Source organism: Pseudoflavonifractor sp. 60 (genome assembly GCF_009911645.1).
Classification (GTDB): domain Bacteria; phylum Bacillota; class Clostridia; order Oscillospirales; family Oscillospiraceae; genus Lawsonibacter.
Map to the genome: position 1 here is coordinate 1 of NZ_QWKI01000085.1, position 22,981 is coordinate 22,981.

The following is a 22,981-nucleotide window of genomic DNA, read 5'->3' on the forward strand; positions in this document are numbered from 1 at the left end:
TGCGGGGCATAACAGTATGAGCCGTCAGGAAACGACTGTTTTCGCAAGTCTGGGTGGAGTTCGCCGCTGTGGGGGTCAGGCTTTTTTTGATAAATGCCTATCTACCTTTTGTCGCATGGCGGCGTCCTCCTATGTGCCGCCAGTGGATATAAAAATGGCGGCTTTGAATAATCAAAACCGCCACTGGAAAGAGCGTTTGGACATGAGGAATCGGCCTGCCCAGCAACGGTTTTTTCTTTTCTGCCGCTGGGCAGATCATTTACTTTAGAGATATAATAAGAGAAGGTTTTGAAGATTTCATAAAGATTTGCAAAAAATGGGTGGCTATAAAAGCCACCCATCCTATCAAAATGGAATTTTCAAAATTACTTTTGCACCGCCTGTACTTTTGGAGTTTTCTAAGACAAGCTCACCACTATGTTGTTCCATAATGGATTTTGCAATATATAGGCCCATACCAAAGTGCATCTTTGAATTACGGCTTTGGTCGTCCATAAAGAATTGTTCTTGCGCGTGCTGCAACGCTTCGTTAGAAAATCCTTCCCCCTCGTCCGTGACTGAAATTTCAACGAAATTGTCTTTTCCGCAGATATCTATATGAAGTGTTCCATCTTGCGGGGAATAGTCCAACGCATTATTTACCACATTTTGAATGGCACGTCCTAACAAAACCTTATCTGCGGTTAGTTGCATCGGGATGTCGGACATACTCATTCGCAAATGAATTTCTTTTGTCCTGCACAAAGCATCTATTGATACTTTCACTTGCTTTAGATAATCAGGAAGATTAAAGATTTCTTTATTAAGCTGATACCCTGTTGAAGCCGTAGACAGGTCTATCAGGGTTTTAACATAAACTTGCATCTGCGTATAGCTGTCTGTGATGTAGTCAGCACATTCCTGTTGTTCTATTGTTAAGTCAGTATCGTACAACAATTCCGTATTGCCTCGGATGATGGTTAGCGGTGTCTTGAGATCATGGGCTAATGCAGAAATCTGTTCTTGCCGCAGTTTGTCAGCCTGCCATTGTTCTGTAAGCGATTTTTTTAGTGCCAATTTCATGTGATTGAGTGCGTCAAGAGTTAAGTCGATTTCATATAAATGGCTTTTTTCAACCTCAAAATTCAAATCCTGCTGCTCAATTTTCTTTACAGCAGTCAGCAATTTATCCATTTTGTTCCCAAGGTATTTCCCGAATAGATATGACAAAACAATCAAGAGAAGCAGGATTTCCAATATAATGACAGCAATTAACACCCAATCTGCCGAAGAAAATATTCTATGCAGCAGTGGATTGCTGAATTGGGCGGTCATTCTATACCTTAAAATCAGTATTTCGTCAGTCCTGTCTATCACAGCATACAGATAAGGCTTGCTGCTTGTCTGATGGTTCACAATGCACATTTTCCAAACGGAAGCTGGTTCTTCCTGGTCGAGCGAACCGCCAATATACTTTCCGTCTTTTGTGAAAAGGGCATATTCACAAAGAGGTGGTATTTCATTTTCTGTAATCCGATCTGTGGATTGTAAACTTCCCCTCGCATTTTCTATTTCTGCGCTCATTCTATTTATTGGGTATATAAATCCAATTTCAACGCCAAATAGATAGAAGGCTATGTTGACAAAAGCAACCAGAAAGACACCAAGCGCAAGAAATATCGCATACTTCATAAAAACAGTACGCAGTTTTCTTACACCCATTTATAGCCAACCCCCCAAATTGTTTCAATCGTTGACAAATGAAATTCAGCTAACTTCCCGCGTATATTCTTGACGTGAGTAGAGATAACAGAACTATCACTTTCTCCGTCAAATCCAAAGACCGCCTCATAGATTTGCTCCCGCGTAAATGTTTGTCCATGATGTCGTGCCAGATATTCGCATATTTCGTACTCGCTTTTTGTCAACGGAACCTTTTTTGAATTGATTTCAGCTTCTTTTGCATTGAGGTGAAAAATGACGCCGGATATTGAAAAGCTGCTTTTCTTTTCTCTTACATCACGCCGCAAGTGAGCATTTACCCGCGCTCTAAGTTCGTTTGTCCCAAACGGCTTCGTGATATAGTCATCTGCTCCAAGTCCTAATCCCTGAACAATTTCACTTTCCTGCGTTTTTGCAGTAAGGAAAATGATCGGGCAATCTACACGGTCACGGATTTGATTGCAGAGGTCAAAACCATCAATTTCCGGCATCATAACATCCAGCAAAATCAAGCCAAACTTTGAAAAATCCATTTCTGTGACTGCTTTGGCGTTTGATTGAAGTGTAACTAAATGCTGATCTTTTTCTAAAACACGCCTGACAAGCTGGAGCATAGCTATATCATCATCCACTGCCAATATATGCGCCATTATCTCACCTCTCTGTCCTGGTTTATATATTCCGCTTGAGATAACCTCTTTTTCATAGCCCTATTTACGCTCCAAGGACATCTACATTACTGTTGCGCCAAAAGGCATCAACGCCAGTTTTGCCATTTTGAAGCACTGTACTCCGAAAGGAATCCCGATAATCGTACAACACAAAAGCACCCCATTCAGCAGCGCCACCAACGCCAAAGGGATACCGCTGATAAGCAGCCACAAGATATTGGCAATCGCAGACATAGCACCGCCGCCATAATTCACATCTTTTCCAAAAGGGAAGAAAGCAAGTGACGCAAACTTAAAGCATTGACGGCCAATCGGAATACCGACAATGGTAATGCTCCATAAAACACCGGCAACCAGCCAAGAAATTCCCTGCCATAGTCCGCAGCACAAGAACCAAATAATATTGCCCAACCAATTCATCAGTTCTACCTCCATTCTCAATCGGCTGACCGATTTCCGTTATATCTGGAAAACCAGAGGACTGCAATTCCTATTATAGCACAAGTTGACAATATGCAAAAGAGGATGCCAAAATCCATACCTATTCTGTCTGGCGGCATTAGGCCAAAGGTCGTTTCCAGAACGTAAGAAGAAAAACGAATACCCCAGCCATAAGGGATGACAAACCAGATCCCCGTGCCTAATCCTGTTTGGAGAAGCGCAACCAAAAGGCTCCCGAACACTCCAATCCCTATTCCCAAATTTTTACCAAATCGAATTGCTAATACGAAATGAATACCATACAGCAAAATGTTACTGCCCCAAAGGACAAGTGGAATTACTGTATAAAATCCGGAAGGAATTTCAGTTGTGCCGCCAACCAGTGGAAATAGCGCACCAAATAGTACACTACTCAATACGGTTGCCAAAAGTCCAGTCACAAGCAAAATAGTCAATTTGGAAAGAGCGGCTTTCTGTCTGTATGGAAGTGTCAATATATTTTGAAAATGTCCTGCTTTTGCTTCCTGTTCTGCTGCAACATAGCAGACAATCCCGATTGCAAAGGGAAAAGCAACGGCCATGATCTGAAAATAAGCAGCCAGTTTATTGATGTCATCGCTTTGGGAAACGCCTGCATACAGTGACATCATAGCCGCCCCACATACGGCAAAAATAGCGTGCAGAAGGAAAAAACAGGAATGACACAATTTGTATAAATCACTTTTCAAATAGCAGATATAGTTAGCCATTGGACTTTCCCCCACTTCCAAGCAATTTAGAGCAAATCCAAAAGGAGGCAGCAGCTAATGCCAAGCTAATGGCAAGAGCGGGAAAAATGTGCTCAACAGCCAATAACGGAGAACCGTCCTCAATGGGGAGTCCGTTAGGACGTATCTTGAAAAATGGGCAAACTACACGGGCCGGAATAGCGTATGGATTAAGAAAGAACCATGCTTTTTCTGCGCCAATAGTAGATGAAACAATATTCGCCACAAAAGTTATTAGCACAGAGGGAAGATACCCTGTTTTGCTTGCTATCAGCATAACAAAAGGGAGTTGCCACAAGCAAGTAAGGAACAGCAGCATACAGCCGATTATGCTGTCCAGCGGCGAAATATTCATAGTCGTAAAACTGGCAATTCCCGTAGTAAATGACCACATGAGCAGATTGCTGATAAAAAGCACAGCAGCCAGGGCAAGTCCTTTGCCAATCCATATTTTCGCAGAAGGGAACGGCAAACAAACAATGTTTTGCAGCCCTGTATTTTTCTCACGGATAACTGTACCTGCGGCCCACAGTGCGGTCACAACAGGAAGAAGCATAGTGTACCACCAGTTGTAAGCCGAATATTGTACTGCATGACTGCTCAATAAAAAGCCGACAAGTACAGTTGCCAATGGCGCACCAAAAATCAATTTCATTGAGAAGCTGTGCCGCATTTTAAGAAGTTCCGAACGTACAATCCCGAACATTATTTCTCACTCCTTTCCCTATGTGCGCCAACAACATCCATAAAAATACGTTCCAGATCGTGGTTCTTATGGATTTCGTTTTCATAGCCTAAATGTCCGGCAGATATAATGCCAATGTGGTCAGCAATTTGCTCAACTTCGGAGAGTATATGACTGGACAATATGACGGTGATCCCTTTTTGCGGAAAACTTCTGATAAGCTCACGCAAATCTTGAATACCAATCGGGTCTAACCCATTTGTCGGTTCGTCCAAGATAAGCAATTTGGGCTGTGACAACAGAGCCAAGGCAATTCCAAGCCGCTGTTTCATTCCCAGCGAAAAATGGCCTGCCCGTTTTTTTCCAGTATTCTCAAGCTGCACAATACCAAGCACTTGCTTGATGCGGCTTTCTGGAAGCCCCAGGGCCAGCGTTCGGGCTTTCAGGTTTTCATAGGCCGAGAGATTTTCATAGAGCGGAGGCATCTCAATCAAAGCACCAATGTTTTCCAAATCCGCCCGGTTCCACGGATGTCCGTCAAATTCAATCGCGCCAGAGGTGGGACGGAGAATACCTGTAATCATTTTCAAGATGGTAGATTTCCCCGCACCATTCGGCCCAAGCAGCCCATAAATTGAGTTGCGCTGAATATTCAACGATACATTGTCTACCGCCATTTGTCCTTTGAAATTTTTGCAGAGATTTGTTGTTTGCAAAATATAACTCATATTAGACACATCCTCTCTTGAGATTGTGGTCTAACGATACCAAATGATTTTGAAGATTTCTTGAAGATTTGACAAAAACTTCGGCACCCTAAAAAGTGCCGAAGTTGCATTTTATCAGAGCAATTCTCAAAATTGTCTTAGATGTATATTAACTCCGCAAAAATAATCTCCTCCACCTGGGCCTTACAGCAATTCATCAACCCCACCCAGCGCATGGGGTCGCGGGCTTTCAAATCCTCGGTGGCCCCAGCCTCCTTTGACATCCCCGGCATCATGCTGTCCAGCAGGTCATGGGCGGCATCCTCCACTTCCAGCAGATGGGCGTACAGCTTGCCCTCCATCACATACTCGGCCCAAACGATGGGACGATGCTCTTTCAGATACCGCAGACGTAGCAGGCCATATTTGCCCAGGCCGCGCTTGGGGTACGGCTCCGCTGCCAGGTTGGGGAGGTAGTAATCGCCCACTTTCACATAGTCCAATTCGATTTTCATTGTGCTGCCCTTTCTCCCTTACGGGTCATCGTCTGGCACCAGCGCAATCACATCAGAAATATCACAATTCAGCGTTTCGCAAATCTTGATAAGGGTCGGCATGGAGATATGCTCCCCCTTGCCCATGTTGGCGATATGGTTCGTTGTCAAATGCGCCTGGAGCCGTAAATCTTTCTTGCTCATGTTCTTGTCAATCAGTGTTTTCCACAGCGGCTTGTAGCTGATTTTCATAGCCTGTTCCACCTTTCCGGGCTGGGGCCAGCAGGAACAGCCCCGGCCCTATGGCCTTTCGACTATTATACCGCCTCCATTGAGAAAACACAATGCACTGTTGCAATTCTTCTCCAAAAACTGCGGCATACACAACGCATTTGTCTTTACATCAATTTAGGTATCAAGTGCTTCATGCCCTGGCTCTTGGAACCGGATCGCGATAGGTAAGCCTACAGTTTCAAATGTTTCCGGCTTTTCCCCCGCTTAGCACCGTGCATGCGGCTTTCACCGCACACGGCGCCCCATCGAATTTAGAAATTGTTCGTTTTAAACATAACTTACACACTTCGTTACAGCATTAAAAGATTTGTTATGCGATTACAGGCGTTCCCGCCAGTTTTCGCAGTTTATTCAGTTTTTCCAGTTGTTTTTTGTTCAGTTGGAGTTCCTTTAGGTACTTCTGGATTGTTTCTTCCAAAGTGGCATGGATTAAGATATGTACTGCTTCGATTACAAGAACAAGGTTGCTGTATTCATCTGTACCGCCGTTTTCAAGCGGTTCTTTATGGTGGCAGCGAATGTCGTAAGGCATAAGGTCAGCGCCAGTTATGGCACACCTCCCATATTGAGCCGCAAACAGAGAAATCCGGTTGTCTGCAAACTCAATCGTTTTGTCCAGCACAGGGTTTTGCATGAGCCATATCATCGTATCGGTATTGATACCAAGATTTTTATGGATTTCTGCCCGTCCCTCCGGCGTGTACCGATTGACGGTTTTCTTTTTGTGCTGGGCGTTTCTTGTTTGGACATATCCCATTGGAATGAGAGGGTGTCCGTTCAAAAACCTTAGCTGTTTACTTTTTCCATACCGTTCCTTAATGAATCCACGTTCCAGTTTTCCTTTTGGTGTCAATTCCCGAAGCCTGTTTGCCATTTGCAGTTTCAGTCCATAGGACAGCTTTGGAAAATCTACGCTGATGTGTGTTGCCAGACGGTAATAGTTATGCAGTCCGACAACCACGGAATTGTATTGCTGAATGGCGATGTACTGCGCCCGGTCATCTGCCGGATTCTGTATCGCCCGGATAGCGGCAGATATTTTTCCCTTTGCCTGCTTTATGGCTTTATCGCTCATGTGTGAACAGACCACGTATTTTTTCCCTTTGGGGTAGACTTTCATCTTGAATCCCAAAAACTCCGAATACCGCTGTTTTAGATTGATGACTTTAGACTTTTCCGGGCTGATTTCCAGTCCGAGCCGGTCTTTTAGCCATAGCCGCGTTGCTTCAAACGCCTTTTCAGCGTCCTGCCGTTTCCGGCAAAAGATTTTGAAGTCATCAGCGTACCTCACGATGTACATTTCTTTGAGTTTGCTCCGCCTGAGCGCCCGGTAGGTGTGACTTTTAATATCTAATATCTGTACCGTGGGCGTTCTGCCGGGTTTTGTACTCGTAATGGGTAGGCATTTCCTCCCACTGGGAAGTCACCCACCAGTCAAGCTCATTCAGCACTATGTTGGAGAGCAGTGGCGACAAAATGCCGCCCTGCGGCGTTCCTTTGGTTGGAGTTGTCCTCGTTCCGTCTGGAAGCACCACCTGTGCCTTTAACATCTGCTTGACGATACACAGCAGCTTTTTATCCCGAATACCCATTTTCCACATCTGCCTTATCAGCTTCCCGTGGTTTACATTGTCAAAGAAGCCTTGAATGTCAATATCCACCGCATAATGAAGGTGCTGTATCTGCATGAGCCGACAGCATTGTGCTATGGCGTGTTCCGTAGAGCGGTTTGGGCGGAAGCCGTTGGAACGCTCATGGAACTTTGCTTCACAGATTGGTTCAATCACTTGTAAAATACATTGCTGCACTATGCGGTCAACAATTGTAGGAATCCCCAGCGGTCTTGTTTTTCCGTTGGGTTTGGGGATTTCCACCCGTTTCACCGGGCGGGGAGTGTACCAACTGAACTGTTTTTGAATAAGCCGGACGTATTGTTCCTCACGAAGTGCGGCAAGGTCTTTGATTGTCCGCTTATCCACGCCGGGAGTACCACTTCCTTTGTTGCCCTTAATTGTCCGATATGCCAGTTTGATGTTTTCCTCACTTGCAATCAGGCGCATGAGGTTCTGAAAGGTCTTGCCGTTCAGGCTGTCAGCATACAGACTGTCAAAGATGCTTTGCAGGTCGTAATACTCCGTATAGCGGATTTTGCTTTGTTTTGGTTTGCGCTTTTGCTGCTCCGAAGTCAACACAGGCACCCACCCCTTTCGGTTAGGATTTTCTTTGTCATACTCGAAGCTGTGTTTGTTATGTTTTCAGTTTTTGTTTCTAAATCCGACTGGTGGCTATCCCTCCACGGGCTTTTTATTCCCGCTTCACAGGTACTGTGCCACCACTTTCGCCGGGATTAAGATAAGTTATAGCGATAGTGGAATATCATAACTGATATACCAGCATTTTCTGCTGGTTTTCGCTTTTCCTCATCAGCGTGACATCAGCCTGCAACAGCTTTATCATTCACGTCCCGGTTTACCACGTTCCAACAATCCTATCATTAGATACTTTTAGGCGCTTCCTCTAAGCCTGTGCCCAATTCAAAGAATCTTACCGCCTGTAACGGTATGTGGACGTTCATAACAACCAATCTTACTAATCCACGGACACCCCAATTTAATGGGAAATTGCCTTTCGACAAATCCAAACGTTTAGACCCGTACATTCGGAAGTACGCCAGTATTTTCATACATTCTCACCATGAGTATCCGACACCCGGCATATAGGTGACGCCATCCACCTCTGGACAGGTTTCGTGCAGGAAAATCCCGCTTACGGTCACTCTCTGCCGACTTCACCGAGCTTTTGACGGTTAGGCAGTTGCATACCGCCGCCAATCGGAGTATCAGTGTGGGCGTTTCAAGGCGTTACCCTGTCATTCCACCCATCGGATTGTCAGTTCTCCTAAGATTTCAGGCTTTTTAGCCTTTCGACTTAGTGCGTAACCTTTTCAGTTACGAACGTGTCGCACGATTGTCGATCTCGTAGCCCTCCGGGGCCTCCAATTCGGTCACGGCGTAGGTGCCGGCCTCCAGATTGGGTACGGTCACGGTACCATCGCTCCCTGTCACCACTTCCTTGGAATAGGCGCCATTTTCAGAGGCAACGAGGAAACGAGCTCCGGGCAGAGTCTTGTTGGGATTGGTGGAATCCACCTTCTTGATTGTCAGGCTGTACTTTTCACGGGTGACATTCAGTTCCCCCACCATGACAGCCTGCACATCGTTGGAGGGATGGTAGCTGGAGCCGGGGCCACTGTAGGCGTACTCATAGACCTCGCACTCGCCCCACACGCCCTGCGCTCCCAGGTCAAGGATATACTGCGCCCGGTCCCGGAACGATCTGCCGTCCATCTCATCGTCAATGCTGGAGTAATTGGTGTGTTCCAGATTGTTATAGACGCACAGCAGCTCCTCCGCGCAGGCCACCACGGGGTCGGACAGCAGACCGGCCTTGTACCGCCAGACAACAGCCTGCGTCCAGGAGTTCATGGTCCAGGTGTAGTCGCTGTTCCACACATCGTCCACGCCCAGAGCCTTGGCCTGATCGGTAAAGACTCCGGTAGAATGGGCGTAAAAATAGGCCATCATGGTCTTGACCGTGGGGTCGGAAATGGGCTTGGGATTGCCCCATGTGTGGCCCTTCAGCGACCACCCCATCCCCTTGCCTTTTTCAGCGCAGAAGCCCATGGTGCTTTTGCCGTTGTAGTTGAAGTGCATCTGGTGCATATAGCACTCGCCCAGGGCCGGGGAGTCGTACTTGGTCCCGCTGTAAGCACAATCGTCCATTTTGATGGTGCTGGGGTTCGCCGCCAGTGCCGTTGCGGGCAGCAGGCCCAGCACACACACCAGCACGAGCAGCAGAGCCGTCATGCGGGTGAGTGCGGAATAGGTTTTTCGCATAAATCAAACGCTCCTTTCATTTTGGGGAATAAAAAGCGGCCCTCCAGCTTGCGCTGAAAGGCCGTTCCCGGTTTCGATTCTGTTACGCATAGAAGTTGACGCTGTTGGGGATTCCAACGAACATAAAACAGTAGGTAATGCCATCGTGCTGGGTCACGCCCACCCCGATGCAGTCGCAGGCCGGGTCGATCATGGTCTGGAAGTGACCGGGAGAGTTGATCCAGTTGTCCAGGGCGTGTTGGGCGGCATCCTCTGTGCCGGTGAACACGGTGAGGTTATCCCCGAAGCCGTAGGGGTAACCAGCATCGGCGGCGGCCTGACACTCCTCTTGTGAGTGATGCCAGGTATAGCGCCGGTCGGAGCAGACCTGGGCGGCGTTCATCAGGGCTTCGTTGACAGGCAGCTCCGACACGCCGTTGGCCTTGCGGGTCTGGTTGATCAGGCGAATCAGCTCCTGCCGTATTTCCAGGTTTTCCGGCTGATTTGTGCTGTCTGGGCTGGCGGGTGCATTGGCGGAGCCAACTGTGAGTGTCAGGGTTCCACACACTCCGGCGCGGTTGGCGGCAGTGATCTCCGCAGTTCCCGCCCCCTTGGCGACCGCTACCCAAAAGCCCGTGATTTGCTCCACCAGCACCGTGTCCGGGTCGCTGGAGGTGACGGTGTAGTCGGCCCCGCTGGGGCCGATAATGAGGCCGCTTCGCTCTCCCACCTCCAGGGTACTGCCCTTGTAGCTGCTTACCCGAATTGCGTCAGGCGGGTTTGCTGCCTGGGCGGGGGCGGCCAGTAGGGCCGCGGTCATGGTTCCGGTCAAGAGCAGGGACAGGATTTTTCTGTTTTTCATGCTCAATTCCTCCGTTTCGTAATATAGTGGGGCTTTCGCAAACCGAACCATACCACATAGCGGAAGGAAAGTCGAACACAATCCGCAGACAGTTTTTAGCCGTATTATCTCGTCATGGAACTGCGGCGGTGTGGCTTTTTCTTTGTTCCTGCCTGCTGGCTATCCCGCTGCGGTGTATCACCGCACAAGATTCTGACACAACGGATGAGGGCCTCGTCCTGGGGACGATCCAGCCCCGTCAATTTCAGCCACTGATCCGCCACAGCTTTCAGCGGGTCCTCCAATGCCAGCAGGGCCACAGCGTCCGATTCCGTAACCAGATCCTGGAGTTTAGCCGCTACATTCCGGGCTGCAAGGATATTTTCCAAATCGTCCTGCCGCTTACCGGGCGTACTGGCCTCCCAGCCCCGCGCAAGCCGCGCAAAGCGGTTGGCCAATACCTGCGCCAATTCCTCTATGGCACTCTGGTATTCCACGCTCATCCCTCTACCGCTGTCACTTTCCAGCGGTACTCCGGCTGATCCATGACGCAGGTGTACAGCGTGACACGGTTGTCCGTAGTGGAGGCGGTGCCGCTGGAGTCGTTCACGCTGACCTTCTCCACGTTGGCCACCACGTAGCTGCGGGTCCCCAGCATGGTGGTCAGGGTGATGGTGTCGCCAGCCTCCAGGGTATGGATCTTCCCGAAGTGATTGTTCACACCTCTGTTGTGGCCCGCGAAACAGGCATTTCCATCCCAGATGCTGGTGTTGGTGAAGTGGCCCGCGCCCTTCTTCAGCGCGGCGCTGTCCGTACCCTGGTAGACCTTGACGGTCAGGTTGATGGCGGGGATCTTCAGCGTTCCCAGACTGCCGTTGCTGTAGTAGAGATCGTCCGTCACCTCGGTGTAGCCGCCGCTGGTGCTGCCCTGGGCGATGTCGGTGGGGCTGCCGCCGGGGATCTGGGTCATGGTGATATTGCCGCTCACCAAGGGATACTGGCCGGGGATGACGGAGCTGCCAGCCGTCCCTCCGTTGATGTTGGCGCTGCCCACCTGATTCACCAGCCCGCCAGACAACGCGCCGGGGATAAGGTTTGGGGTGAGATATTCGCCGCTGCTGGGGAGGTAGCTGGTGGGGGTCCCGAAACCGGGGGCCACGAGGGCCGTGTTCTTGCTCCGGTCCACGTTGGGGTTTTCCCACTCGTAGATGGTGTCATCGCTGGTGGGCTGGCCGAACAGGTAATCCTCCGGGGCGTCGAAGTCATATTCCAAGGCGCTGGCCTGGGTGACGCACAGGGCACACAGCATCATAGCCAGCAAAAAACTTCGCAATTTCAATCGATCATCTCCTCTCTTTGAACTTCTTAAAGGCGAACACACCGCCAACACCCAAGGCCAGCACCACCACCCCGATCATCACAGGGCGCTTCAGGCCGGACAGCTCCACAGGCTCTTTCACGGCGTCCGGGTCCTCTGTAGTGTTGGGGTCATGGTTCTCATCGCCGCCAGGGGCTTTGGACTCCTCCGGGGCCTTTTCGCTGCCGAAGATGGCGGTGTAGGTGACCACGGCACAGTTGGGTTTGGACACCTCGCCGGTGTAGCTGGCGCTGACCGTGTAGCCGGTGGCGTACCGGCTGGAGGCGGTCCCGGTATAGCTGGCGGTGGCGGTGTAGCGGGTGACGGGGCTGCCCTCGCCGTCCACATCCATGGACTCGCTCCACTTCACATCCCCCAGGGGCAGGGTCTTGCCCTTGTCCTCGATGCTTTTGGGGATGAGGGATACGTCTGCCTCAGACAGATTGGGATAGCTGCGGCTGGCGGAGAGGGTGCTGGTCTTGGTGGCGTAGCCGTCCGTAGTGACCTGGACGCTGGTGTGGTCCAGCCGGAGGATGCCAACGTAGCCGTCCTCGGTGGTCACCTCCATCTCCGCGTCCAGCCGCTGGAGGATGGTCTCCAGGTTATTGGTATCGCTGGCCTGGGTGACGGCTTCCGCATGGGTCTGGATATCCACGCCCACCTCGTCTTTCCGGGTCATGTCCAGCAGGTAATACCTTCGGCCATTGCGGACAAAGTCCTCTGTAGGGATGAGGCTGGGATCGTCCGACAGGGAGAGCTGATAGGTCTTGTTGATCCGCAGCTCGTCAAAGTCGCCGTAGGTGTACTCCTCCACGAAAATGGGGTAGTAGCTGGCGCTCTGGCCTGTATCATCTGCGGCCAGGGCGGTGGCGCTCCCGGCCATGACGAGGGCCAGGGCGCATAGGATGGTGAAAATGCGTTTCATGGTATTTTCCTCCGTTTTCAATTACTTTTTCCCTGAATAATGCTTGTTATCTGGCGTCTCTGTGGGCGGTAGGAGCAGCCCGCTGGGGCGGGGTGATGCTCTTTTCGATGCCGCCGCCGATCTGCTTGCCCATGTCTCGGATGGCGTTCAGCACTTCCAGCCGCCCCTGATCCTGCCGGCCCCGGAACAGTTCCGGCAGCTTGGACAGGTCCGGCAGATCCCGGCTGATACCGAAGCGGCGGCACAGGATATAGGCCACGCTTTGGGCGCTCAGTTCACAGCCCTCCCGGCTGTATGTCCGGTTAAAGCCCCGATCATGGAAGCGGGCGTGGGCGATCTCGGCGGCGATGGCCCCGAATGCCTCGCTGTCCGGGCAGCCGGGGTCCACGGCCAGGACCATGCTCCGGGGGTCGTAGTACGCCGGGACACCCAGTTCCTCCTGAGCCGTCACTTGGACAGGGGAGTAGTTCAGCAGGGAGACCAGCACCGTTTCCATCTCCGGGGTGTTGTCCTCCAGGTGCGGCGTCCCAATGTCCCGGCCCTGGGTCTGGGTCACATCAAAGGCGTCCGCCAAGGTATATCCCCGGCCCGTGGAGGGCCGGGCAAAGATTTTGCTCCCCTTGTCCTGCTCCGTCTCCAGCACAAAGCGGCCAAGGGCTTTCCAGCGGTCACGGGTGAACACGACGGTGGCCTCCGGATTCTGCTTCATGACCATGGCGATGTTTCCGGCACTGTAGGTGAGGTTGTCCCCCTGCATATCCAGATACCGGGCGAACACCTCCGGGTCGGCGGCAATCTCCGCCACGCTCTCATCCCGGAGGCTGGAGGCGGCCTCCCGCTCCGCCTGCCGCCGTTCACGCCACTGGGTATCGGCGGCGGTCTTGGCACTGATGAGTTTCCCTAAGTCTGCCATTGATTCGATTTCCTCCTTTTTTGATTGAGAATGTTTGGAGTTTGGCGCTTCTATTTCCTTTCCAAAAACTTGGTGCTGCAAAAGCTCATTCCAGTCCTTGCCCAGAGCGGGAGCCTTGACAGATACCTCGTAGCCCCTTGCGGTGTACTCCGCCTGGAACTTCTCTGTGGCTTCCCGCCCCGGCCCATCCACGTCCAGGCACAGAACGATCCGCTTCAGGTGTGGATTCTCCCGCAGGTAGGTGTCCAGCGGGCCTTGGTACAGGCCGCACAGGGCCACGGCGTTGCTGGTGACCGCACGGTGCAGGGTGCAGAAGCTCATGAGGTCGATGGGGGCCTCGAACACTGCCACCCAATCCAGGGTCGGGTTGCAGGGGAGCCGGAAGGCCACGCTCTTGTCGCTGCCCACGGCATCCCCCTTGAAGCCGGAGCCGTTCAGGTCATAGGTGCCGCGCTTGCTGGCGAACACCGGTTTGCCGCTGGCCTCCCGGCCCACGAACACGCAGTTGTGGTGCAGGCTGTCCTCGTACAGAAGGCCAGCCTCGATGAAACCCCGGATGACCTGGGAGGCGATGCCTCTCTTTTGAAGATAGGCAAATACCCGCCGCTGATCTGCATGGGCGATGGGCAGGGCAAAGACGGGCTTTTCCGACCGCTCGGCTGGCCTGGGGCGCGGAGCAGGGGAGTCCCTAGTACGCTTGCCGTTGAACTCCAGCAGGTAGTTCACCGCCTCCCGGAAGTCCTTGCCGCAGAACTCCTGGAGAAATGTGATGGCGTCTCCGCCAGTGCCGTTGGAGTACCGCTTCCAGGTTCGCCGGTCCTTGATGCGGATGCTGTCCATCTCCCTGGTGGTGTGATACCGGCTGCCTACCCGGCGGATGCTGTATCCCAAGTGTCCCAGCAGGTCCGGCAGGTCTGTTCCCTTGGCGGTCTCCATCTCCTCGTCTGTAAAACGAAAGGCCGCATTTTGTTTCGTGATGTTGTTCACCTCCTTCTTCCGGCGAAACGAAAAGAAGCCACCAGAGCATCCCGGTGATCAGGATGCTCTGGTGGCTTCTCATCCGCTGTTCAGTTGTTGTGGCCTCACACGGCCCGTTACGCGCCCCACACGGCGGGGCTGTCCTCCTGCTGGGGCTGGGTGTCGCTGCCCTCCGGCTGGGCCTCACAGGGGCTGACACCGGCTTCCTCGCTGGGCTGTTCCTCCTCCGGTTCCGGGATATCCTCTGCGGCTTGCCGCTCCGCTGCCTCCAGGGCCTCCTCGATCAGTCCCAGCACGAACTCCCGCTGGGTCAGCTTCCGGCCAGTGCGCTGGGTCTCGCGCTCCAGGTGGGCTTTGATCCGCTGGAAAAATTCCTCCGAGATCTGGAATGCCATCGTTCTGCTGTTGTTAGCCATAGTCGTTTTCCCTCCATTTTCTTTCATTTCGTAGTATTCGAGTAACAGGTTGGTGATGTACTGCGCGGTGGTCAGGCCCGACTGCTCTCTGGCCTCGCAGACGCGTCGATACAGGTCTAAGGGAAGCTGGGCACATAAGTTTCTTGTCTCTGGCATGGTGTTCTCTCCTTTCCGCTGATTGCAACGCAAGTATAACTGAAAGGCATGGAGAAAGCTATTACCATTACCGCCAAACAACCAGAGACAAACGAAGCAAATGTAACAGTGGCGGGAAATGAAAAATAGCCCCCTATGGTTCACCGGATAGGTTCCGGTGAACCGCAGAGGGCTGCTTGTCTTTATGTAAGTTTAATCTCGGAGTGGCGGAGAGTTCAACTCACCTTATTGAGAAAAAAGGGCTTTTTGCATCTCCGGTTTCGTTATTTTGAAAAAACGGAGTCTGATTTTTGGTTTTCGAACTTTTTAAGCTATATTTTCTTGATTTCTTCGCATTTACGCAAAAACACCGCATTTTCATGCGGTGTTTTTGCTGTGCATCTTTTTTATCAACACATTTTGGTGGAGCGGTCGCAACCAACGGCGAACACCCCGCATGACTTGAAACCGCGTCCTCAAAATGTTCCTCTATCTCGTCCAGCAGAATATCATCAATGATGATCGGCCTGTCGCCGCCGTTGAGGATCAGCGTCATTCTATCGTCATAGAGATAGATGGCCCGGAGGAAAATATTCACCATTCCCTGGCGGTTGTTCTCGTCATTGACATTCCCTCGTTTCAGCGAATAGAGAAACGCCTTGATCTGCGGAACGGTGAATGTAACTTGCTTTCCCATCTCAATGGCAAGCTGGCCCTGCAATTCGTTCTTTTCCTGTTTGCGCTTCTCAATGCGCTCGGCAATCATATCCACCACCTGGCCGCGCTCCAACGCTTTCCAGAGGTTTTCTATGGCGGTGTCCGCCTCTTGAATTGCCGCCTTGATGCGCTTGATGGCGGAACTGTCATAGTCAGCCTCGCAAACGGCGGCAACCGCAAGGGCAATTTTTTCAATGTTGCTGTCCGTCAGCAGCTTGCGGCACTCCAAAACAACCCTATCCTCGATTTTCTGCTTGTTGACAACTTTCTTCCGGCAAGTCTTTTTCTTGGCACTCTTGCAGGCATAATAGCGGTAGGCCGTCCCTGATTTTCCCGTCCCACCGTAGCCGGTCATCATCTCCCGACAGTAACCGCAGAACAGCTTCGTCGTCAGCAGATATTCCTCTCGCCCCCTGGAACGGGCGGGAGCTTTTTTGTTGCGGTCGAGGATATGCTGTACTCGCTCAAAAAGCTCGTCCTCGATGATACGGGGCATACCGCCCGGCGTTTCTGTGTCCTTGTAGATGTAATAGCCGATGTATCGCTTATTCCTCAAAAGCCGGTGCAGGCTGTTCTTGTTGAACTCCTTGCCCTGGGAGGTCTTGACCTGCTTTGCGTTGAGATATTTCGTGATTTCAGCGACAGTTTTTCCACTGGCGTACATCTCGAAAATCTCCCGAACAACAGCGGCCCCATCCGGGTCAACATGAAAACGGCGTTCCTCGTCCACATAGTAGCCAAGGCCCGGATTACTCCCGTTGCTCAAACACTTTTCAGCATTGATGTCCATACCCCGCCGTATCTTTTGGGACAACTCCGCCGAGTAGTATTCGGCCATGCTCTCCAACACGCCCTCCACCAAAATACCGCTGGCGTCGTCGCTGATATTTTCCCTGGCGGAGATCACCCGAACACCGTTCTTTTTCAGCTTGGCCTTGTTGATGGCGCTGTCATAGCGGTTCCGAGCAAAGCGGTCAAGCTGATAGACAAGAACGCCCTCAAAAACGTGCTTGTCGCTGTCGGCAATCATGCGCTGGAACTCGGCCCGACTATCTGTTGTGCCGCTCTGCGCCCGGTCGATGTATTCGCCAATCACGATATGCCCGTTGTTCTTGGCAAACTCGTAGCAGGTTTGAAGCTGGCCCTCAATGGATTGCTCCGTCTGGCTGTGGCTGGAATAGCGGGCGTAAATGACGACGTTCACTCTTTCACCCCCTCCAACATTTCAACGATGGCCTTTTTCAAGCGGTCATTCATGGGCGAGGTGGGGTCAAAACACATCTCCACAAACCGCCTCATGTCTTTATCTTCCTCCAGAATTTTCGGTTTGAACTCGTATAGCCTGCCCTGCGGCTTTTCGGTGCGGCAGCAGATATAATCCATTGACACGTCGAAGTAATCCGCATACCAGATCAGCACTTTAATGGGAGCGGCGGAGTAGCCCGTTTCGTAGCGGTTGATGGTAGCTTGGGGGATGCCGGCGATTTTTCCAAACTTTGCCTGGGACAGACCGATGCCCTCCCGAAGCGTCCTTAATCTTGTGCCTATGTCGCTCAAATTACTCACCTCCTGTCGTACTAATAGTATAGCAGAAAGTGAGGCTTATGTCAATCCAAATTATGAATTAAAAAGGAAGGAGATGTGAATACCATGCCAGTATTTCATGTCAAGAAAACCACAGATTACACCGTCATGTCCAACCACCACCTGCGGGACAAATCCCTGTCCCTGAAAGCCAAAGGTCTGCTGTCGCAAATCCTCTCACTGCCGGAAGAATGGGACTATACCCTGCAAGGGCTGGCCTACATCAACCGGGAACAGCTTGATGCCATCCGTCAGGCCGTCCACGAGTTGGAGCGAGCCGGGTATATCGTTCGGGTGAGGAAACGGGACAACCGGGGACGGCTGCGGGGAGCGGAGTACACCATCTACGAAGAACCCCAGCTGCCGTCCAATCAACCGGCGTTGGAATAACCTGCGACGGGAAAACCGATGTTGGAAAATCCTATGTAGGTAAATCCGATGCAATAAAATAAAGATATAAGTAAATAAAGAAAAATCAAGTAAAGACTTATCAATTACCAATTCCTTTCCTATCCGTTCCTTGGGAAGCGAGTGGCAAAACCGCTGGAAGGGAATGGGATGGAAGGGAGAGGCAGGGAGGTCAAATAGCAGCGGGGGTTATCATGGATGTTATCTGACCCGCAGAAACCGTACAGACGCGAAGCGGGTGTACGGTTTCTGCGGGTGCCGCAAGAGGGCCACGGCCCTCTTGCGTAACAGCACAGTTTCACAGTCCAGCAGAAGCCAGGACAGGAGCGCCCGGGGTATCGGCCTCCTGCCCTGGCTTCTTGTCCGTTTCTACGCATTTAGAACCTCGTTTTTGAGGGCGAAGGTCAAATCGTATTACCCCCTGTACAACCGCCGTCTGAAAGCCTTGGAAATAGGGCGTTGGATAGGGCCTAAATGCGTAGGCCGATGGGCTGATTTGAGGCTATCAGTTGGAATGTTAAATTAAGGGCTGGTATAAAAAGTTACTCCCATTTTCAGATGCTATAGATACAATCCTCGAATATCCCATGGATTTAATATCCACTCGCCGTCATTTCTCCACGGAAGCCCGACACAACCGTCAATGCCTTTATATACACATCCAAAAGTCAAGACAGCTTCTTTCTCTTTCCAATTGTGTGTCCAAAATACTTTAACAGACACTTTTGATAAGGCGCACGCACGTTCTTCAATTTCAACAAGTTCAAATGTCTTAAATATTCTGTTTTCAAAAAACTTTCTACATTCCCCTGCCCTCTTTCCATCCGAAATATCACCAGGAAACATTTTTTGCAGATAGTTGGACAGCTTCCCGTAGTTTTTATTTTTCCAGGCAGATAACATTTCGATAACAGCTACAATGTATGGATATTCTTCATAGTTTTCTTGTGTACCATTGGCGGGAATATCTTTTCCAACCGTAACCACTTTCTTTTCCCATAATGCAATTTCTTTCTGTATCTGCTTGTTTTCTTCCGATTTTGCTAAGATTTCTTTTATGGGGACATGAGTAATCGACTTTTCATATTTGGCCTTTCGATCACTCTCACTGCTTTTCATTTTCATCCAGTCAGAAACAGCAAACATCAATGCAACGCACTTACAAGCAACATATTCGTTAGCATAGTTTAGATCGCGCCCATGAAGAATGCCATTTCGATATGGGAGTGTAATGGCTTCCGTATTCGTTTTTGTACGGTTTTTGGTAAAAATACTTTTTAACTTCGTCAGGCCGTCGCTACATCCAACTAAGCAATCCCATGCGTCAACAGTTGTACCTTCAGCAAAAAAGCCCTGTCTTTTTGTAAAATCATTCACAGCGCCGTCTATAATGATTAACCCGAGTGGAATACTTGCGTGATAACGTTCTGCAAAATGATCTTCAAAAAACTTTTTCAGTAAATCGTATCGCACCGCAAAGGCTTCTGAACTATTCTTAATCCAATGCGTGATTTCACGGACATCAGATTTATAATAATTAATCAAAACTTGTTCAGCTTCTGCTAATCCACCTTGTTCAAAAGCTACATTTGCGTTTCTTATTAGCGAAGAACTCATACTGTCATATGCACACCAACCATAGGGCGAGAACCGATCATTAAAAGATATTACTTGTAAAATCATATCTTTTACTTGATCTTCCATCTTTTTTAGTTGATCTCGCTGTTCACGTTTTAGAAATACCGAGAGGAACTTCATGGATTGTATATCGCTTTGAAGTTTGCTCAAAGATACAAGGTTATCATCCATTTTCTATCATACCTTTCGAGGCTGTATTTATAAATCCGTTACACTCAATAAGGGTTTGGGACTATCCCAACAAGCAAAAACGGACACGGCCCGGTAGGGCCAAAAGGGGCCGTTTTTCGGGAGTGTGGCCACACTCCCTATGCTTGCTCTGATAGCGTTCCCTCTTGGATAACATCAGGTAAGTTGCGATCTCCCCACTGTTTCATGTAATCAATCACATCAATAAAACTCTTACCTAAATCGGATAGAGTGTATTCCACTCGCGGCGGAATCTCCTTAAAGTCATGCCGGATTAAGAAACCATCGGCTTCCAATTCTCGGAGCTGCTTTGTTAGCGATGATTCTGTTATTTCTCCAAGCTGGCGGCGAAGTTCTCCAAATCTGTGAATATCATTAAAGGCTATATAGTATAGAATTTCGAGTTTCCACTTGCCCCCCAAGATTTTTTGGAGGGTTGACATCGTTTTGCAGCGGTGGATTGCTGTTTCTGTTTTCCTCATTTTTTTCACAACCTCCTGACGGCATTATATTATCTTTACAGTTAAAAAGCAAGGTACTACAAAAAAGTACAGTACTTTTATTTTCTTTGTACCATGATATAATGGCGAAAAAGACAAGGAGGTGCTACTATGCACTACACCGGAACAATATGGAGGCCACCCTATGAGGCTTCCTCTCTGCTGCTTGAGGTAACGGCAGGCTGTACCCATCACAAATGTAAATTCTGTACGCTCTACAACGATTTGCCGTTTAAATTCAGAATATCCCCCCTCGAAGATGTAGAGAGTGACTTACAGGAGGCACAGCTTTGGAGTACAGACCCTATTGCGATGCTGACTGCCCGATTGCAAGGGCTACCCAAGCCGGAGCGTATTCAGAGAGCTTTTTTGACCGGGGCGAATCCTTTTGTACTGAAATGTGAACGGCTTATGGCAATCGCTGACTTAATCCGGCAATATGTTCCCTCCATCAAAACGATTGGATGCTTTGCCAGGATCACAGATGTTACGCTGAAATCGGACGAGGAATTGGCGTCCCTCCATCGGGCCGGATATGACGGACTGACAATCGGAATTGAAACCGGCGATGATGAAGCCCTGAAATTTATGAATAAGGGTTATGCCGCTGCTGATATTGTGAAACAATGCCAGCGGTTAGACCGGGCCGGTATTCATTATAGCTTCTTCTATTTGGTAAGCATCTCCGGCGCTGGACGTGGTGAGATCGGAGCAAAGGCCACCGCTGACGTTTGTAATCAACTTCATCCGACACTCATTGGCGTCAATATGCTGACCATTTACCCGGACTCGGAGCTTTACCAGGAAATCCAGCGCGGCAACTGGAAAGAGGAAAGCGAGATTGAAAAATACAAGGAAATCCGCACTTTGCTTGAAAGCCTGGAAATACCCACCCAATTTGCCGCTTTAGGTGCATCAAACGCATTTCAATTTCAAGGAACGCTGCCAGAGGATAAAGAGGCTCTTGCTGCGGCACTTGATAAAATCATCGAAACCGTAAAAGAAGATGATTTGCGCGAGTATCGTGTTAATTTGAGGCATCTGTAATCTTTTTGATCTCACGCTGATAAAAGGCAATCTTTTCATCCAGCATGGCCTCATGCTCTTGCAACTGCCTGATCTGCTCATTCAGAGATTGGCGGTGCTGTATCAGCATTTCCATACGTTCTGAAAGGGTAGCATCTCCCTTGGCCCGCAGCGCCGCATATTTCTTAATTTCCTTTATCGGCATCCCTGTTGCTTTCAGCCGCTTGATAAAAGCAATCCAGGCAATATCTTTTTCCGAATAGCGGCGGCGGTTGTTGGCGTTCCGTAACGGGATAATTAGGTTTTCATGCTCATAGTAGCGCAGGGTGTGTATTCCCAGCCCCGTGACCTTTGAAAATTCTCCAATGGAGTAATCCAAAAAATCCCCCCATCCTCTTGACATAGAGTTTACTCTACATTGTATGCTCTCATTATACCTGATGAATGGAGGAATTTCAAATGGAGCAGACAAAAAAATACACAGTCATTACCGGGGCAAGTTCCGGGATTGGCAGGGAAACCGCAAAAACCTTTGCAAATCGGGGCAAGAACCTGATTGTCGCTGCCCGCCGTACAGAGAATCTCGAAGCCTTGAAGCGTGAAATCGCAGAGCAACACCCCTCGCTGGATGTTGTGATTAGGACGGTTGACCTGTCTGTGCTGGAAAATGTATATCAGTTCTACTCCAGCCTAAAGGACTTCCAGCTGGAAACATGGGTCAACAACGCGGGTTTTGGAAACTATGACAGCGTGGCACAGCAGGACTTGGAGAAGATCGACACAATGCTCCGGCTGAATGTTGAGGCCCTAACCATCCTCTCCTCGCTGTTCGTCCGTGACTATAAGGACGTTCCGGGAACACAGCTTATCAACCTGTCCTCCTGCGGCGGCTATACCATCGTTCCCACGGCTGTTACCTACTGTGCGACAAAATTCTATGTCAGCACATTTACCGAGGGGCTGGCTTGGGAGCTAATCGAGAGCGGAGCAAAGATGCGGGCCAAAGTGCTGGCTCCGGCAGCGACACAGACGGAGCTCGGGAAAAAGGCCAACAACGTGGACGCCTACGATTATGACAAAGCGTTTGGCACTTACCATACGAGCCAGCAGATGGCGGAGTTCCTGATGAAGCTGTACGACAGCGACAGAACCCTCGGCATCGTGGACAGAGAGACTTTCCAATTTGAACTGCGGCCCCCGATGTTTCCTTATGCGAACAGTTCTACCCATAATCAGCATCTAAGTAAATAGAAAAACAAAAACTGCCGCACGACGGCAAAAGAAAAAAGCCGTCGTGCAGCAGTCCATAGTTATGCCCATTTTGAAAACGGTGGCTTTTGAAATCAAAGCCGCCGTTCTTTTATCCTCAAAGGGAACGACGCGGTAACGCTGGCAGATACGGCGGCTGAGAGGAGGCAGCCGCTATGAAGTACACCGTTATTCGACATAATCTGACAGCCCTTGACTTATCAAAAAAAGCCCGTCCCCCACCTGGGGGAATTGCGACTATGAAGTTATACTATACGATGCAGGTATAGCAAACTATACTGTGCAAACCGCCCGGTGGGTCTACGACCTGCCAGGCGGTTTTTGTCGTTTCCTGCGGCCCGGAAATTTTTCTTTGATTTTTTCTCTGCGGAACGCGGTTTTGCGCGCAAAACCTGTGCCGCTGAACGCTCTGTTAGCGGAAAGGGAAAGTACCACCACCATCCCCAAACG

Annotated in this window: 23 protein-coding genes and 2 pseudogenes; 4 read left to right on the plus strand and 21 right to left on the minus strand. The window is 50.1% G+C overall.

Features of this window, described 5'->3' with window-relative positions; all coding sequences use genetic code 11:
- A partial coding sequence (locus D1646_RS22845; protein WP_207709438.1) for a hypothetical protein occupies nucleotides 1-268 on the plus strand: 268 nt, incomplete at its 5' end.
- Between the two features lie 77 nt (nucleotides 269-345).
- On the opposite strand, the gene D1646_RS09910 is transcribed toward D1646_RS22845, so the two are convergent.
- From D1646_RS09910 to D1646_RS09995, 18 genes and pseudogenes are all read right to left on the minus strand, one after another.
- Nucleotides 346-1,701: a HAMP domain-containing sensor histidine kinase gene (locus D1646_RS09910; RefSeq protein ID WP_160636313.1), complete on the minus strand. Its 1,356-nt coding sequence runs from the start codon at nucleotides 1,699-1,701 to the stop codon at nucleotides 346-348.
- Nucleotides 1,692-2,351: a response regulator transcription factor gene (locus tag D1646_RS09915; protein ID WP_160636314.1), complete on the minus strand. Its 660-nt coding sequence runs from the start codon at nucleotides 2,349-2,351 to the stop codon at nucleotides 1,692-1,694. Before D1646_RS09915 ends, D1646_RS09910 begins: the two co-directional genes overlap by 10 nt.
- A gap of 81 nt (nucleotides 2,352-2,432) precedes the next feature.
- Nucleotides 2,433-2,792, minus strand: coding sequence for a YccF domain-containing protein (locus D1646_RS09920; protein ID WP_160636315.1), 360 nt, complete (start codon nucleotides 2,790-2,792; stop codon nucleotides 2,433-2,435).
- Between the two features lie 17 nt (nucleotides 2,793-2,809).
- Nucleotides 2,810-3,562, minus strand: coding sequence for a lantibiotic immunity ABC transporter MutG family permease subunit (locus D1646_RS09925; RefSeq protein WP_160636316.1), 753 nt, complete (start codon nucleotides 3,560-3,562; stop codon nucleotides 2,810-2,812).
- The gene (locus tag D1646_RS09930) at nucleotides 3,555-4,286 is read right to left on the minus strand and encodes a lantibiotic immunity ABC transporter MutE/EpiE family permease subunit (RefSeq protein WP_160636317.1); all 732 of its coding nucleotides are present in this window, start codon (nucleotides 4,284-4,286) and stop codon (nucleotides 3,555-3,557) included. Before D1646_RS09930 ends, D1646_RS09925 begins: the two co-directional genes overlap by 8 nt.
- Nucleotides 4,286-4,993 carry a lantibiotic protection ABC transporter ATP-binding protein gene (locus tag D1646_RS09935; RefSeq protein WP_016317109.1) on the minus strand — a complete coding sequence of 236 codons (708 nt, stop codon included), beginning with the start codon at nucleotides 4,991-4,993 and terminating at the stop codon, nucleotides 4,286-4,288. Before D1646_RS09935 ends, D1646_RS09930 begins: the two co-directional genes overlap by 1 nt.
- A 137-nt stretch (nucleotides 4,994-5,130) precedes the next feature.
- Nucleotides 5,131-5,487: a TnpV protein gene (locus D1646_RS09940; protein ID WP_160636318.1), complete on the minus strand. Its 357-nt coding sequence runs from the start codon at nucleotides 5,485-5,487 to the stop codon at nucleotides 5,131-5,133.
- An 18-nt stretch (nucleotides 5,488-5,505) separates the two neighbouring features.
- On the minus strand, nucleotides 5,506-5,718 hold the full coding sequence (locus D1646_RS09945; protein WP_016317107.1) for a helix-turn-helix transcriptional regulator: 213 nt from the start codon (nucleotides 5,716-5,718) through the stop codon (nucleotides 5,506-5,508).
- A 352-nt stretch (nucleotides 5,719-6,070) separates the two neighbouring features.
- Nucleotides 6,071-7,958: pseudogene (gene ltrA / locus D1646_RS09950) on the minus strand (group II intron reverse transcriptase/maturase).
- Between the two features lie 750 nt (nucleotides 7,959-8,708).
- On the minus strand, nucleotides 8,709-9,656 hold the full coding sequence (locus D1646_RS09955; RefSeq protein WP_347565179.1) for a prealbumin-like fold domain-containing protein: 948 nt from the start codon (nucleotides 9,654-9,656) through the stop codon (nucleotides 8,709-8,711).
- A gap of 82 nt (nucleotides 9,657-9,738) precedes the next feature.
- Nucleotides 9,739-10,497, minus strand: a complete 759-nt coding sequence (locus D1646_RS09960; RefSeq protein ID WP_160636319.1) for a CAP domain-containing protein — start codon at nucleotides 10,495-10,497, stop codon at nucleotides 9,739-9,741.
- A 104-nt stretch (nucleotides 10,498-10,601) separates the two neighbouring features.
- The gene (locus D1646_RS09965) at nucleotides 10,602-10,973 is read right to left on the minus strand and encodes a hypothetical protein (protein WP_160636320.1); all 372 of its coding nucleotides are present in this window, start codon (nucleotides 10,971-10,973) and stop codon (nucleotides 10,602-10,604) included.
- Between the two features lie 2 nt (nucleotides 10,974-10,975).
- Nucleotides 10,976-11,785, minus strand: coding sequence for a class D sortase (locus tag D1646_RS09970; protein ID WP_160636330.1), 810 nt, complete (start codon nucleotides 11,783-11,785; stop codon nucleotides 10,976-10,978).
- Nucleotides 11,786-11,819: 34 nt separating this feature from the next.
- Nucleotides 11,820-12,758, minus strand: a complete 939-nt coding sequence (locus D1646_RS09975) for a hypothetical protein (RefSeq protein WP_160636321.1) — start codon at nucleotides 12,756-12,758, stop codon at nucleotides 11,820-11,822.
- Nucleotides 12,759-12,804: 46 nt separating this feature from the next.
- Nucleotides 12,805-14,658, minus strand: coding sequence for a DUF3991 domain-containing protein (locus D1646_RS22680; RefSeq protein WP_347565180.1), 1,854 nt, complete (start codon nucleotides 14,656-14,658; stop codon nucleotides 12,805-12,807).
- Nucleotides 14,659-14,765: 107 nt separating this feature from the next.
- Nucleotides 14,766-15,221 carry a translation initiation factor 2 gene (locus D1646_RS09985; protein WP_243154108.1) on the minus strand — a complete coding sequence of 152 codons (456 nt, stop codon included), beginning with the start codon at nucleotides 15,219-15,221 and terminating at the stop codon, nucleotides 14,766-14,768.
- A gap of 220 nt (nucleotides 15,222-15,441) precedes the next feature.
- A complete protein-coding gene (locus D1646_RS09990) occupies nucleotides 15,442-17,121 on the minus strand; it encodes a recombinase family protein (RefSeq protein WP_160636322.1) in 1,680 nt (559 codons plus the stop codon).
- Entirely contained in the window at nucleotides 17,118-17,474 is a 357-nt protein-coding gene (locus D1646_RS09995) for a helix-turn-helix transcriptional regulator (RefSeq protein ID WP_160636323.1), read from the minus strand. Before D1646_RS09995 ends, D1646_RS09990 begins: the two co-directional genes overlap by 4 nt.
- A gap of 93 nt (nucleotides 17,475-17,567) precedes the next feature.
- On the opposite strand from D1646_RS09995, the pseudogene D1646_RS10000 reads away from it, so the two are divergent.
- Nucleotides 17,568-18,021 (plus strand): annotated as a pseudogene (locus tag D1646_RS10000) (helix-turn-helix domain-containing protein); the annotation flags it as partial.
- Between the two features lie 449 nt (nucleotides 18,022-18,470).
- On the opposite strand, the gene D1646_RS10005 reads toward D1646_RS10000, so the two are convergent.
- Together D1646_RS10005 and D1646_RS10010 are read right to left on the minus strand one after the other, a co-directional pair.
- Nucleotides 18,471-19,718, minus strand: coding sequence for a hypothetical protein (locus D1646_RS10005; RefSeq protein ID WP_160636325.1), 1,248 nt, complete (start codon nucleotides 19,716-19,718; stop codon nucleotides 18,471-18,473).
- A gap of 137 nt (nucleotides 19,719-19,855) precedes the next feature.
- Nucleotides 19,856-20,218, minus strand: coding sequence for a helix-turn-helix domain-containing protein (locus tag D1646_RS10010; RefSeq protein WP_160636326.1), 363 nt, complete (start codon nucleotides 20,216-20,218; stop codon nucleotides 19,856-19,858).
- A 129-nt stretch (nucleotides 20,219-20,347) separates the two neighbouring features.
- On the opposite strand from D1646_RS10010, the gene D1646_RS10015 reads away from it, so the two are divergent.
- Complete coding sequence (locus tag D1646_RS10015) at nucleotides 20,348-21,283, plus strand: radical SAM protein (RefSeq protein ID WP_160636327.1); 936 nt, start codon at nucleotides 20,348-20,350, stop codon at nucleotides 21,281-21,283.
- Here D1646_RS10015 and D1646_RS10020 read toward each other — a convergent pair.
- Nucleotides 21,264-21,641: a MerR family transcriptional regulator gene (locus tag D1646_RS10020; protein ID WP_160636328.1), complete on the minus strand. Its 378-nt coding sequence runs from the start codon at nucleotides 21,639-21,641 to the stop codon at nucleotides 21,264-21,266. The genes D1646_RS10015 and D1646_RS10020 overlap by 20 nt on opposite strands.
- 80 nt (nucleotides 21,642-21,721) lie before the next feature.
- Here D1646_RS10020 and D1646_RS10025 point away from each other — a divergent pair, with 80 nt between their 5' ends.
- A complete protein-coding gene (locus D1646_RS10025) occupies nucleotides 21,722-22,513 on the plus strand; it encodes an SDR family NAD(P)-dependent oxidoreductase (RefSeq protein ID WP_160636329.1) in 792 nt (263 codons plus the stop codon).
- Nucleotides 22,514-22,981 lie beyond the last annotated feature (468 nt).

What these genes read in the sequence shown, in the direction of transcription:
- D1646_RS09910 (WP_160636313.1), bottom strand. Translation starts at nt 1,701, where the DNA reads ATGGGTGTAAGAAAACTGCGTACTGTTTTTATGAAGTATGCGATATTT.
- D1646_RS09915 (WP_160636314.1), bottom strand. Translation starts at nt 2,351, where the DNA reads ATGGCGCATATATTGGCAGTGGATGATGATATAGCTATGCTCCAGCTT.
- D1646_RS09920 (WP_160636315.1), bottom strand. Translation starts at nt 2,792, where the DNA reads ATGAATTGGTTGGGCAATATTATTTGGTTCTTGTGCTGCGGACTATGG.
- D1646_RS09925 (WP_160636316.1), bottom strand. Translation starts at nt 3,562, where the DNA reads ATGGCTAACTATATCTGCTATTTGAAAAGTGATTTATACAAATTGTGT.
- D1646_RS09930 (WP_160636317.1), bottom strand. Translation starts at nt 4,286, where the DNA reads ATGTTCGGGATTGTACGTTCGGAACTTCTTAAAATGCGGCACAGCTTC.
- D1646_RS09935 (WP_016317109.1), bottom strand. Translation starts at nt 4,993, where the DNA reads ATGAGTTATATTTTGCAAACAACAAATCTCTGCAAAAATTTCAAAGGA.
- D1646_RS09940 (WP_160636318.1), bottom strand. Translation starts at nt 5,487, where the DNA reads ATGAAAATCGAATTGGACTATGTGAAAGTGGGCGATTACTACCTCCCC.
- D1646_RS09945 (WP_016317107.1), bottom strand. Translation starts at nt 5,718, where the DNA reads ATGAAAATCAGCTACAAGCCGCTGTGGAAAACACTGATTGACAAGAAC.
- D1646_RS09955 (WP_347565179.1), bottom strand. Translation starts at nt 9,656, where the DNA reads ATGCGAAAAACCTATTCCGCACTCACCCGCATGACGGCTCTGCTGCTC.
- D1646_RS09960 (WP_160636319.1), bottom strand. Translation starts at nt 10,497, where the DNA reads ATGAAAAACAGAAAAATCCTGTCCCTGCTCTTGACCGGAACCATGACC.
- D1646_RS09970 (WP_160636330.1), bottom strand. Translation starts at nt 11,785, where the DNA reads ATGCTGTGTGCCCTGTGCGTCACCCAGGCCAGCGCCTTGGAATATGAC.
- D1646_RS09975 (WP_160636321.1), bottom strand. Translation starts at nt 12,758, where the DNA reads ATGAAACGCATTTTCACCATCCTATGCGCCCTGGCCCTCGTCATGGCC.
- D1646_RS09985 (WP_243154108.1), bottom strand. Translation starts at nt 15,221, where the DNA reads ATGCCAGAGACAAGAAACTTATGTGCCCAGCTTCCCTTAGACCTGTAT.
- D1646_RS10005 (WP_160636325.1), bottom strand. Translation starts at nt 19,718, where the DNA reads ATGGATGATAACCTTGTATCTTTGAGCAAACTTCAAAGCGATATACAA.
- D1646_RS10010 (WP_160636326.1), bottom strand. Translation starts at nt 20,218, where the DNA reads ATGAGGAAAACAGAAACAGCAATCCACCGCTGCAAAACGATGTCAACC.
- D1646_RS10015 (WP_160636327.1), top strand. Translation starts at nt 20,348, where the DNA reads ATGCACTACACCGGAACAATATGGAGGCCACCCTATGAGGCTTCCTCT.
- D1646_RS10025 (WP_160636329.1), top strand. Translation starts at nt 21,722, where the DNA reads ATGGAGCAGACAAAAAAATACACAGTCATTACCGGGGCAAGTTCCGGG.